General features: G+C 58.0%; 10 protein-coding genes. 5 read left to right on the top strand and 5 right to left on the bottom strand.

The annotated features are described in order from the left end of the window. Positions 1-18: 18 nt before the first annotated feature. Positions 19-1,374: an MmgE/PrpD family protein gene (locus GOW09_RS10615; protein WP_171118093.1), complete on the bottom strand. Its 1,356-nt coding sequence runs from the start codon at positions 1,372-1,374 to the stop codon at positions 19-21. A 232-nt stretch (positions 1,375-1,606) separates the two neighbouring features. On the opposite strand from GOW09_RS10615, the gene GOW09_RS10620 reads away from it, so the two are divergent. Together GOW09_RS10620 and GOW09_RS10625 are read left to right on the top strand one after the other, a co-directional pair. Next, complete coding sequence (locus GOW09_RS10620) at positions 1,607-2,491, top strand: LysR substrate-binding domain-containing protein (RefSeq protein ID WP_254442725.1); 885 nt, start codon at positions 1,607-1,609, stop codon at positions 2,489-2,491. 372 nt (positions 2,492-2,863) lie between these two features. Continuing rightward, positions 2,864-4,168: a UDP-glucose/GDP-mannose dehydrogenase family protein gene (locus tag GOW09_RS10625; RefSeq protein ID WP_171118098.1), complete on the top strand. Its 1,305-nt coding sequence runs from the start codon at positions 2,864-2,866 to the stop codon at positions 4,166-4,168. 72 nt (positions 4,169-4,240) lie between these two features. On the opposite strand, the gene GOW09_RS10630 is transcribed toward GOW09_RS10625, so the two are convergent. After that, positions 4,241-5,242: a sterol desaturase family protein gene (locus GOW09_RS10630; RefSeq protein WP_171118100.1), complete on the bottom strand. Its 1,002-nt coding sequence runs from the start codon at positions 5,240-5,242 to the stop codon at positions 4,241-4,243. A 107-nt stretch (positions 5,243-5,349) separates the two neighbouring features. On the opposite strand from GOW09_RS10630, the gene GOW09_RS10635 reads away from it, so the two are divergent. Then, positions 5,350-6,240 (top strand): LysR substrate-binding domain-containing protein, encoded by an 891-nt coding sequence (locus tag GOW09_RS10635; RefSeq protein ID WP_171118102.1) that lies wholly within the window; start codon positions 5,350-5,352, stop codon positions 6,238-6,240. Here the strand turns inward: GOW09_RS10635 and GOW09_RS10640 are convergent. Genes GOW09_RS10640 through GOW09_RS10650 form a run of 3 tightly spaced genes read right to left on the bottom strand, consistent with a single transcriptional unit; the run spans position 6,213 to position 8,610 of the window. Beyond that, positions 6,213-7,301 carry a helix-turn-helix domain-containing protein gene (locus GOW09_RS10640; protein ID WP_371808039.1) on the bottom strand — a complete coding sequence of 363 codons (1,089 nt, stop codon included), beginning with the start codon at positions 7,299-7,301 and terminating at the stop codon, positions 6,213-6,215. The two genes, GOW09_RS10635 and GOW09_RS10640, sit on opposite strands and share 28 nt — an antisense overlap. A 38-nt stretch (positions 7,302-7,339) precedes the next feature. Beyond that, positions 7,340-8,077 carry a hypothetical protein gene (locus GOW09_RS10645; RefSeq protein WP_171118105.1) on the bottom strand — a complete coding sequence of 246 codons (738 nt, stop codon included), beginning with the start codon at positions 8,075-8,077 and terminating at the stop codon, positions 7,340-7,342. After that, positions 8,074-8,610, bottom strand: a complete 537-nt coding sequence (locus GOW09_RS10650) for an RNA polymerase sigma factor (protein ID WP_171118108.1) — start codon at positions 8,608-8,610, stop codon at positions 8,074-8,076. Before GOW09_RS10650 ends, GOW09_RS10645 begins: the two co-directional genes overlap by 4 nt. A gap of 84 nt (positions 8,611-8,694) precedes the next feature. On the opposite strand from GOW09_RS10650, the gene GOW09_RS22570 reads away from it, so the two are divergent. Together GOW09_RS22570 and GOW09_RS10660 are read left to right on the top strand one after the other, a co-directional pair. Beyond that, on the top strand, positions 8,695-9,633 hold the full coding sequence (locus GOW09_RS22570) for a cytochrome c family protein (RefSeq protein ID WP_254442726.1): 939 nt from the start codon (positions 8,695-8,697) through the stop codon (positions 9,631-9,633). 429 nt (positions 9,634-10,062) lie between these two features. Beyond that, positions 10,063-11,847, top strand: coding sequence for an ABC transporter ATP-binding protein (locus tag GOW09_RS10660; RefSeq protein WP_171118111.1), 1,785 nt, complete (start codon positions 10,063-10,065; stop codon positions 11,845-11,847). Positions 11,848-11,976 lie beyond the last annotated feature (129 nt).

Consider the following 11,976-nt stretch of genomic DNA (forward strand, 5'->3'; position numbering starts at 1 on the left):
CGGCAGCTTCGGCAGATTTTACGTCTGGTCGGCGGGGGCGTAGATCAACGCGCCAAGGTCCGAGAATTTCGAGCCCGGCGCGCCCAGCCCCAGAACCGCATCACGAATGGCGGCGGCACGGGATGCACCCAGTGATGGTGTCGCAAATTCCATGAATTTGTCGATCACTTCGGTCTCATCCATTGGTGCCTCGGGTCCGCCGCGTGCATGTACGTCGCCAGACTCGAGTATTCGCCCGTCGGTCAGAGTGATGCTGACATCGGCGAACCGGCTTTCGGGGAAACGGTCGGAATGGCGTGCGGCCTCTGAAACCGAGATACGCTCGACGATCGAGGCGACCAGCGGTTCGGCCAGGCCCGCACCGGTGATGTTCTCAACTCCGATCCGGCCATGCGCAACCATTGTCGCGACGGCAAATGGCAGCGAATACTGCGCCTTGGACGTATCATCCGGCATGCCCTGGAAAAGGCAGGCGCTTTCCCGAAACGTGTTTACATGAATCGCGGCAATATCGCGGTAAGTCAGGTCGTTTTCACGCATGAGTGCACGGGTGGCATCAATTGCGGCGTGGGCCCAACGGCAGATCGGGTAGGGTTTGACATATTGATGCTCCATTTGCCAGAAATCGCCCAGATCTTGCCAATGGGGGGCAACGTCTGCCGCTTCGATGGTGATGGCCGGCGCCCCGGTAAAGCCTTTCTCGGCCAATACCGCTGAAGAAATGCCAACCAACGCGCCCCAGCCCGAACCGTCATGCAGCATGGTGGGATTGGCGATCTCGCGCATCATCTGGCTGCGCGGGCCATGATATTCGGCGATCCCCATGGCCTGCCGCATCTGTTCGGCCGTCAAACCGCGCAAGCGCGCCGCCACGGCCACCACGCCAAGCGCGTTCCAAGCTCCGGATGTGTGATAATCGCTGACGGTGTCATGCAAAGAAATGCCCGCGCGTCCCGCGACCTCGTATCCAACGATCACCGCCGCCAGCGCTTCGGGGCCTGAAAAATCTTGAACGGTTTCAGCCAGTGCCGCCAGTGCGGGAACGACGACAACCCCAATGTGGCCTTTGGTCGGATTGTATCCATCATGGCCGTCCAGATTGTCGGTCTGTGTGGCCGCTGCATAGGCCGCACCCGCGACGCTGACGCGACGACCGTCGAAAAGCATGCGCGCGCTCAGCCCCGGATCGCCCGCGCCAAACAGCGCTACCGCACTCTCGCGTGCAATCTGTCCGGCCTGCATCGGCCCCGATCCTATGGTGATCCCCAGCGTATCCAGCAGCATCAACGCCGCTGCCTTGCGTCCGGTGTCAGGAAAATCCTGCGCGGCACGATTCAGCGCAAAATCTGCAACGGTCTGAAAGGTATCTGTCACGGTGTCCAGTCGAGGTTTTTCTTTCGGGTTCAGGTTACAAGAAAAAGCCTATGTGAGTTTGCGCATAGCGGCACGAAAACAATGATGGGGCAATGGCCCCGGATTATTTGTGACTAGGACCAGATCACATTTCGAGGCAGAACCATACGTGTGAGTCGCTCATGGGCAAGACAGCAAGCCCTGGGCTTATTAATTCTTTGCGATGTGCCTTGCCTGAGAAACGTCCGTCATGATGAATCTTCCACACCTGACCTTTCTTCGCTCGTTCGAAGCGGCGGCACGGCACCTGAGCTTCACCGCTGCTGCCGAAGAGCTGAACTGCACCCAATCTGCCGTCAGCAATCATGTCCGCTCGTTGGAAGAGTTTTTGCAGCGACCCCTGTTCGTGCGTCATCCCCGGTCCCTGTCGCTGACAGATGTGGGCGAGGCCTATCTGCCGTCGGTGCGCCATGCCCTCCAGGAAATCAACGCTGCCACGCAATCGGTCATCGTGCGGTCGCATACCCGCAAAGTGGTGGTTTCTTGCCCGGTCAGTCTGGCCGAGAACTGGTTGCCGGATGTGATCCGTGGTTTCAACGCGGTGCATCCCGATATTGATCTGACGGTTCATGGCACTGTCTGGACTGATGTCGAACCAAATGTTTCGGACATCTCGCTGACAATCAATCATGTCGACGATGTGTCGCCGGACGCCCAACGTTTGTGGGTCGAAAAGCTGGCCTTGGTCTGTGCGCCCGGTTTTCTGGTCGATGGCGAGCCGCTGACCGACCCCAAGCAATTGCAGAATGCACCGCTGATCCATATCCTGGGCCGCCCCTCCTATTGGGAGCACGCGGCGCGGCATTTCGGGTTGTCCGATCTGAGCCAGAAGGGCGGGTTGCGGACGAATGTCTCGAATCTGGCGATGGAAATGGCCGCCAAGTCACTGGGATGCGTCGCCCTGCCCCGGTCGCTGGCCCGGTCCTATGTCGAGCGGGGGCTGCTGATCGAGCCTTTCCGGTTTGATCTGAACAGTCCCTGGACCTATTTCATGCGTCTCAAGGAAAAACCCGTTTCACCACCGGTCCGGCTGTTTCAGAACTGGCTGTTGCAAGCCGCCGCTGAAATGGACAGCTGATCGACCGGTCATTTGCCGGGGCATGTCACGCGGCCCCTATTTTCCTTGCCAGCCAGCTTGTTGGCGGCGAGAACGCGCAATCACTTCCGCGCGTCATCAATACCCAAGGTAGGGGCTATTCCAGCCCTCAACAGCACCCTCTTTGCAACCGAGTTTCGACACCAACCAGTTCTTCCTGATCGTCGGTTCCGCTGAACAAAGCCGACATGATCGCGATTTCGGAGGGCTTTGCACCATCTGCGCTTCTATTGCCTCAATATCCGCAAGAATCTATGGGATGCATCACGCAAGTGCTGACGGCCATTGAAACCGGCGTCAGTTTCTTTGATTGTGCCCACGCCGTCCGTGGTAATTGGTAAAAAGGATTTTTGGATGCGTATTGCAATGATCGGCACCGGTTATGTTGGCTTAGTGTCCGGTGTATGCTTTTCGGACTTCGGTCATGACGTGATTTGCGTCGACAAGGCTGAGCAAAAGATCGACATGCTCAAGGCCGGAGAAGTGCCGATCTATGAACCGGGCCTGGATGTGCTGATGGCAAAAAACGTTGCTGCCGGTCGCCTGAGTTTTTCAACCGATCTGAAGACGGCAGTTGATGGCGCCGATGCGGTTTTCATCGCGGTCGGAACTCCGACCCGACGAGGGGACGGCCACGCGGATTTGACCTATGTGATGGCCGCGGCAGAAGAGATCGCCCAAGCGGTTACCGGTTACACGGTCATCGTCACCAAATCGACCGTGCCGGTGGGAACAAACAGAAAAGTTCAGGAAGTCGTTGCGGCCGCCAACCCCACAGCCGAATTCGACGTGGCCTCGAACCCTGAATTTCTGCGCGAAGGCGCTGCAATCGACGACTTCATGCGCCCCGATCGCGTCGTTGTCGGTGTGGAAAACGATCGCGCCGCCGAAGTGATGGCCGAGATTTACCGACCGCTTTATCTGCGTGACTTTCCGATCCTGACCACCGATCTGGAAAGCGCCGAGATGATAAAATACGCCGCCAACGCGTTTCTGGCGACCAAGATCACTTTCATCAATGAAATCGCAGGCCTGTGTGAAAAGGTCGGTGCGGATGTCAAGGAAGTTTCCCGCGGCATCGGTCTGGACGGACGAATTGGCAACAAATTCCTGCATGCGGGGCCGGGCTATGGTGGCTCTTGTTTTCCCAAGGATACCGCCGCGCTGGCGCGGATCGGGCAGGATCATGCATATCCGATGCAGATCACGGAAACCGTCATTCGGGTGAATGACGAGGTCAAGAAACGGATGATCGAGAAAATCCGCGACGCCTGCGACGACCGCCTTAACGGCAAGACGGTGGCGGTTCTGGGTGTCACTTTCAAACCCAACACAGACGACATGCGCGACGCGCCATCACTGTCCATCATTCCCGCTTTGATCGGCGGAGGAGCCAAAGTGCGCGTCGTCGATCCGCAGGGCAAAACTGAAGGCGATGCGCTATTGCCCGGGGTCGAATGGTGCGACGACCCCTATGCAGCGGTTCAAGGGGCTGACGTTGTGGTGTTGCTGACAGAGTGGAACGAGTTCCGCGCGTTGAACCTGACCGAGCTGGCCGGTTCCATGAACTCTGCCCGAATGGTGGACCTGCGCAATATCTATTCGAAGTCACAGGCGCTGAAATCCGGCTTTGAAACCTATGTCGGCGTTGGACGCTGAAGGCACCCCGCCTTTTGGATCAAACACGCCCACCGGACCCGCTTGGGTCCGGCAGGGATCTGCCTTCACGGGCTATTCGGTGGCCCAGATCTTGCGGCGGCGTTCCTTGACCATTTCATTGCCTTCATCGGTGCCGTCGTGGAACGTGTTGAACCATTCATCCCAAGGGGTTTCCCAAGTGCCGTAGTTGCAGTCGAAAAACCGATGGTGCAGCTGATGAAAGAAATCCCCGACCTGAAACTTGGCCTTGTTGCCGAACTTCACGTGCTCGAACCCGGCATGAGAGGTCGGAGCGCCGATGCCGTGATGGAACAGCAGGAAAACGGCGTGGATCGGATGCGACGGCAGCAGGAAAAAGATCATCGTATCGAACATCAGAAAGAAACTTTCGACCGGATGCATCGCAAGCCCCGACCAAGGACCGGTATTGATGTTGCGGTGATGCCAAGCGTGGACTCTTGTATAAAGCACACCCACATGCAGCAGCCTGTGCAGCCAGTAGAAATGGAACCCGGCCCAGATCGGCACAAAGACGGTCATGGCGATGAACCAGATCGGGTTGCCGTCTAACGTGATCATCGTGATCCAGCCATTGGCATAGGAATACAGGATCAGACATTCCCAGAACGTCCAGAACGTCAACGCCGGGCCCAAGGTCCAGAACATGTTGTCCCAGACCTGATTTTTGAATGTGAATACCTTGGCGCCCTTCATCATCGGGCGCATGTCATAGCGGTATTCGTCCTGCTGCGTGCGGAACCTCCAAAGCGCTAGGTGCAAGCCGCCTGCGACCACCATCAGGATACAGAAATTGCGGAACCAGATTTCCGCAACCCAATCCCAGCCGAAGGTCTCGATCCTGCTCAGTGAAGGCGTCAGATAGGTCCAGGTGATGACCGCAAAGACCAGCAGCAGCGCCCGCAATGCAAGCGGATTCCAGCTTTGCAGCAGGTATTTCAACGCGGACAGAGGTTTCATCGGCCAATCCCAATAGGGCGCGGTCTGAATCGGCAGCTGAGGCGTGTAATTCCAGATCTTGCGCTTGGCTCGTGGCGGCAGGGCGGGGTCTGACATAGAAGGCTCATTTCATCTGTTCACTGATCACAAGCCTAAGGCGGGGGATCAAAAGCTCAGACCTAATTGCCTTGCCGGTGAGGCTAAGTTCTGCTTAGCCTGTCGGAATGAACACCCGCGTCCCTTCCCTCAACTGGTTGCGCGTATTCGAGGCTGCGGCCCGAACCGAAAGCTTTGCCCGCGCCGCGACCCAGTTGAACATGACGCCTGCCGCCGTCAGCCAGCAGGTCAAGGCGCTGGAAACAAGACTGGGCACACCCTTGTTTCACCGTCACGCGCATGCGGTCACTTTGACCGAGACCGGGCGCGCCTATCTGCCGCCGGTACAGCAATCCTTGCTTATGCTGGAAACGGCAACCGCCGGTCTGTTCGGTGAAACCCGCGAGCAAAGGCTTTATGTGCAGTCGGTGCTGCTGTTTGCACATGGCATTCTGGCCGGGGGTGTTCCCGATTTTCAGGCGGCGCATCCTCAGATCAATCTTTCGCTTTCAACTGGCAATGTCATGTCGGATTTTGCCAATCGGTTCACTGACCTTCAGATCGTGTTCGGAAACCCCGCGCTGTTCGGCTCGGAAAGTGAAGAGTTGATGCGCGAACATCTCTATCCCATCGCCCCGCCCGAGATTGCTGCCCGGATCGAGACGGCAAGGGATTTGTTCGACTTCACCTTGATCGAAGTTTCGACCCATCGGGCAAGCTGGCCGCATTGGTTCGAACACCAGCGGCTGCCAGCAGGCCAGGCACGGTATTTTTTTGCCGACAATTCGGTGATGGCGGCCGAGCTCTGCGCCAGCGGATGCGGCATTGCCTTGGCGCGCGCGCCCGCGTCAGATCGCATTATGAAACTGTCGGGTTTGGTCCCCTGCCTGCCGGACTTCTCCTGCCCGGGGCAGGAAGCCTATCATCTGGTCTATCCCTCCCGCACGGCGCTGCGCCCGGCAGCGCGTATGTTTCGCGATTGGCTGATGGATTACAGCGCCGCCGTCCAGACGCGGTAACGCCCCTGCCCGGTGACCTCGCGAACCAGACCCCGCTGCGCGAACAGGTCGAAATTGCGCTGTACCGCCGCGCGGGAAGCCTTGGTCAGGTCTTCGGCCAAAGGCGCGGATACCATGGGCCAGGCCGTCAATGCATTGATCAGGCGCGGCGGGGTGCGGCCGCTCAGATCCTGCGTGACCTCTTTGGCTTTCGCCTCCCACGCGCTGATCCGGTCCAGATGCAGCAACGCCGCAAGGGCAGCCTGGCCTGCGCCGCCGATCCATGCGCTCAGTTTTTCCGACGGATCCCCCGAGCCGCGCAGCGCACGCGGCCCGGACAAAGCCAAGGGCATGAACTGCGCACCGCCGCGCCCCATGGAGGCCGCATGCCGCGCGGCTATGACGGCTGCTTCCGTGTCCTGTCCGATGCCTTGTGACACCGCCCGCCAGGCGTGAAACGCAATTGCCGACTGCGTCACAGGATGCAACCCTTCGGCGTTTTGCATGACCTCGGCCAGATCAATGATGGATTCCGGGGTCGTGTCGGCCCCCTGAGCCAGTCGGTCAAGAAACGCGGTCAGCCCGCGTTCCCAACCGCCGGCAGCAGGCGGCGCGCCCGAACTCAGGCGTCGCACGGCCCATCCGGCCCGGAACAGGGCCTGCACGTCATCATGAGTCGCGCCGATCCGCAAACCGGTCCACAAAGCCAATCTATCCACGCTGATCCGGTCTCCGGTCCACCACCCCAGATCGGACGTCTCCATCAATGCCAAGCGATGCGTCCAGCCTTCGGGGCCCGCTCGCAACCGTTCATCCAGCGCGCCAAAAGTCAGGGCCAGATCCGCAAGTTCCGCAGAAAGGTCGGACTGCGCAGCCCGCCAATCACGCGGATCGAACAGCAGGCGCTGTTCGCGTCGCGGCCCGGGCAGGAAGAAACCCTCGTCTTCCTCGACTTCATCCGGTGGCAAGAACCACAGGTCGTCCTCTTCGGACGGATCGCCGTCATAGATGCTGGCGGGGCCAAGATCTTCGGCCTCGTCTTCAGGAAGGGGCAAGGGTTTCTTCGACGTCATACCCCGCATTCTTCGGGCATTCCCGTTGCTTCACAAGGGGTATTCCGTCAGCTCGCAAAGGTTCGGGTCAGAACATCCAGTTCGCTGCTCAAATCGGTCTGCGGAGAGCTGCCCAGCAGCATGTAACCATAGCCATCCTGCGCCCAGGTCGCTGTTGCCAAACCGCTCAGAATGGCCTGTTTGACCTCTGCCTTCGGGGCGTTCGGCCCCTGGCGGATAACACAGAAGGCAAAGGGTTGACCCTGCTCATCGGCGAAAACGACCTGAACCAAAGGCTTTCCCTTGAACGAAAGCACTTGTGCTCGCTTCAACTCCAGCCCAGGCAGGGAGTCCAGCGCTTCACGGTTCAGAGACCTGCCAAGTGCTGCCTCGGCCATCGCGAACTGCTTGTCCAGCGATGCCTCGGAACTGTCCAGCGAGACAATCGTCTCGGGCACATAAAGCGACTGATAGATCGCCGCTTGCTGCGCCCAGCCCAGTTCCGCCGGACGCGTCGCCCAGAATGTCAGGGCAACGGCTGCAACCCCGACGCCCGCGGCCACGGCCAGAAGGCGCAGAAACCCGCCATTGGTGTTTCGCGCCACGGGTTCCGGCAAATCGACCTTCGGCGCCGCGGTGGGCAGTGTCTCAAAGACCTGCCGAACGACAGGCGCAAACGGATCCAGCGCCATCAGGCGGCGTTCAAGCTCGACATCATCCTCAACCGCGGCCTCGATGGCGCGGCTCTGAGCCTCATCCAGCGTGCCTTTCAGATACGCCAACAGCGTCTCGTCGGAAAACGTCATTTGCCACTCCGTCGCGCGGCGTCTGCCGCCTCAAACTGCATCACGGTTTTCAGTTTCCGCCGGGCATTCGATAGCCGGCTCATGATTGTGCCGATGGGAACGTCCAGCAATGCAGCGGTTTCGCGGTAGCTGTACCCTTCGACGAACACGAGCATGACCGTTTCCCGCTGCGCTTCTGGCAGCTGCATCACTTGAGTAAACACTTCAGCCGCAAAAATATTCGTTTCTGAATCCGGCAAAGTTGCGACCAGTTCCGATTCTGGGGTCACGGACAGCGCCTGTGCCCGCCGGACGGAACGAGACCGCACTTCGTTCAACCAGATTGACCGGCAGATCGTCATCAGCCAACTGTCCAGACGATCATGCGACGTTACCTGATGATGCCGCTCGAGCGCACGCAGGCATGTGGCCTGCACCAGATCGTCTGCCACATCCGATGCCCCCGACAACGCCAGAGCAAACCGCCAGACGCGTCTTGAGTGCATCTGTACGGCGTCACGAACGGCCTGTTCGGAAGTCATCTCGGCACTCATCGAATAAAACGCGACCTGTGTGTGTTTGTCAGAAACGGACCCGGCCCGCAGGGCCAAAACTGACATAAACCGCGGAGGAAAGAAATGAAACTTCTGTTGAAGGCAGTCACGTTTGCGTCGGCAATTGTTGCAACACCCATATGGGCAGCGGGTTGGACACTGGAGTCCGATCGCTCGCATCTGGCCTATGGAACGATCAAGAAAAACGCGGTGGGCGAGGTCAACAGCTTCACCAGCCTGAGCGGACACGTGACGCAGGAGGGCGTGGCCGAAATCGAGATCGACCTGTCCTCGGTCGAGACCAACATAGAAATTCGCAACGAACGGATGATCGAATTTGTATTCCGCCAAGCACCCACTGCGCGCCTGACGGCCGAATTCGACATGGCGAAGGTTGCAGGGCTGGCCGTGGGTGAAACCACCACTCTGGATGCTGCTTCCGTGCTTTCGCTGGCCGGCACGGAAGTTGAGTTTGACGCGGAAATGTTCGTCGCACGCTTGTCCGAGACGTCAGTGCTTGTTTCGACAAACGACATGGTGTTTCTCAGCACCGAAGACGCCGGTGTCAACGCCGGCGTGGACAAGCTTATGGAATTGGCAAGCCTGCCCGGCATCACCCGAACGGTACCGATTACAGCCCGGCTGATCTTTCACACGGATGAAGAACATGCCGCGACGGCATCGGAAGCCACAGAGGTTGTTGCTGCCGCAGCTGTTCAGGGTGACGCGACGGCCGGCAAAAAGGTGTTTCGCAAGTGCAGCGCTTGCCACAAATTGAAAGAAGGCAGCCATGGTGTTGGCCCGTCCCTGCACGGCATTCTCGGCGCAAAGGCCGGTCACGCCGAGGGATTCAAGTATTCGACAGCGCTGGAAAGTTCCGACATCGTCTGGACCCATGAAACCCTGAGCGCATTCCTGACGGATCCCAAAGGGTATCTTCAGGGCAATCGAATGCAGTTTCGCGGCCTGAAAAAGGACGAAGATATTGTTAACCTTCTTGCGTATTTGCAAGAAGAGGGGTGACGGCAACACCCAAGAGACCTGCTGAATTTCGATTTCACGCAACCGGCCCCGGGATCGGATACGATGCTTGTGCCCGTCCCCTGTCTGGTTTCGGATCAACACGTGTTCAAAGTCAGGAATTACAGCCTTCTATCAGCGGATTCATGCCGGACACACGACTCGTTTGTGGCAAAACAGCCCGTATTTTAAGGCGTTTTTTGCGGATCCTGTCGCGCCACCAACCCTGCCTGCGCCCGTACAAAGGGGCAAATCGCGGTTGTTGTTGCGCTTTCCAACTCTTGTCCGATCGTCAACCAGCCATTATTTAGCGGGCCTACAGCTCAGATGGTCGGGATGGGCCGCTCTGCCGCAGCATGGCATCTGTCCTTTAGGCCCGACAAGATATAGGTTAACTGAGCGTGCGCACAGTTTCACGATTTGGAGAACGCAATGATAAAGCGCGCCTGGAACAAGTGGCGATCAGGCTATATGGGCCGCCTTGTAGGTGAAAGCTTTTACGCGCAAGGCAAGCTGTATGGTATTGCGGTTCTGGCAATGATTGCCGTGGCGGTCACCACGGCCGGCTCCGCATATATGATGGAGTACATTGTCGATGCGATGACCAGCCCGGAATTGCGGGGCTACGCGCATGTCATTGCGCTTGGGGTCGTGATTCTGTTTCTGGTTAAGGCCATTGCCTCGTATATTCAGTCTGTTTTCCTGGCCCGCGCCGGCAACCGGATCGTCGCGCAACAGCAAGACAGGGTTTATCGCAAACTCCTCAGGCACGGCGTCTCGTTCTTTTCGACCAATGAATCCTCAGATCTTTTGATGCGCACCACCCACGGTGCTCAGGCGGCTCGCAGCCTCATCGATGTCCTGGTCACCGGATTTGTGCGCGACGCCCTGACTTTGGTCGGCCTTGTAGGGGTTATGGTTTACCAGCAACCCGTTCTGTCGGTGATGTTCTTTGTCGTGGGCCCGATCGCCCTTCTAGGGGTACGCTATCTGCTGAAAAGCGTGCGTTCGATCATGCAGGCCGAGTTTGCATCGCTGGCTGAAATTATTCGGGTACTTCAGGAAACATCCGCTGGTATCAAGGTTATCAAGGTCTTCTCACTGGAAGATCGCATGATCAATCGCATGGACACCGCCATTCGGAGGGTCGAGGACCGGGCAAACGATATCTCGAGACTTCAGTCCGTGGCCAGCCCCCTCATGGAATTTTTGGCCGGTCTTGCTGTGGCAGGTGTACTAGTCGTCAGCACAATGGGAATCGCTGGAAGCGAACAACCTAGCGCAGGTCAGTTGATGTCTTTCATAACCGCACTTCTGATGGCATATGAACCAGCAAAACGTCTGTCGAGAATGCGTGTCCAGATCGAAACCTGCATGGTCGGTGTCGCCATGTTGTTCGACTTGCTGGATCAGGACGAGACGATGTTGGAGAGCCCCAAAGCCCATGACCTCATCGACGGCCCCGGACAGATCGAATTGCGCAATGTAACCTTTGGCTATCATGGTGCGATGCCGGTGATCGAAGAGATGAATGTCACGTTCGAGGCCGGTAAAACCACAGCTCTTGTTGGTCAATCCGGCGGCGGTAAGTCCACGTTGTTCGGCCTGATCATGCGTTTCTATGATCCCGATCAGGGCAGCGTTGAGATTGATGGTCAGGATCTACGCGAGGTGAGCTTTGCCTCGCTGAGACGCAAAATATCCTATGTCGGTCAGGATACATTCCTGTTCTCGACATCGATCATGGACAACCTGCGCTGCTCGTCCCCTGACGCCACGGACGAAGAAGTCATAGACGCCGCCAAAGCCGCACATGCGCATGATTTCATCATGGATCTGCCCGAAGGCTACAATACGCAGGTTGGCGAAAACGGCACCTTCCTGTCAGGTGGCCAGAAGCAGCGAATTGCGATTGCCCGCGCTATTCTGAGAAAAGCCGAGATCCTGCTTTTGGACGAAGCCACGAGCGCGCTGGATGCTGAATCGGAATCGCTTGTCAAAAAGGCTTTGGACACCCTGACAAAGGACGTGACCGTCGTCGTCATTGCGCACCGACTTTCGACTGTTCTGGAAGCGGACAAGATTATCGTGGTTCAGGATGGCTCGATCGTGGAACAGGGCAATCTGGACGAGTTGATGAAAAAGAACGGAAGCTTCCGCAATCTGTTCAATCAGCAATTCAAAAAACACGCACCCTCGGCGGAAGTGGCAGAGTAGCCCCTGCATTCGGTCTGGCACATGCCTCCCTTCTCTGGGCAAGACCTGTCCGGAAGAGGGGCGGAGTATTCTCTTCACGCGCGTCCGTGCATCGAAATCATCAAGCCCAAGCCGCCCAAGGGATTTGGG

Origin of the sequence: Ruegeria sp. HKCCA5463 (assembly GCF_013034175.1) — a bacterium.
Taxonomy (GTDB): domain Bacteria; phylum Pseudomonadota; class Alphaproteobacteria; order Rhodobacterales; family Rhodobacteraceae; genus Ruegeria.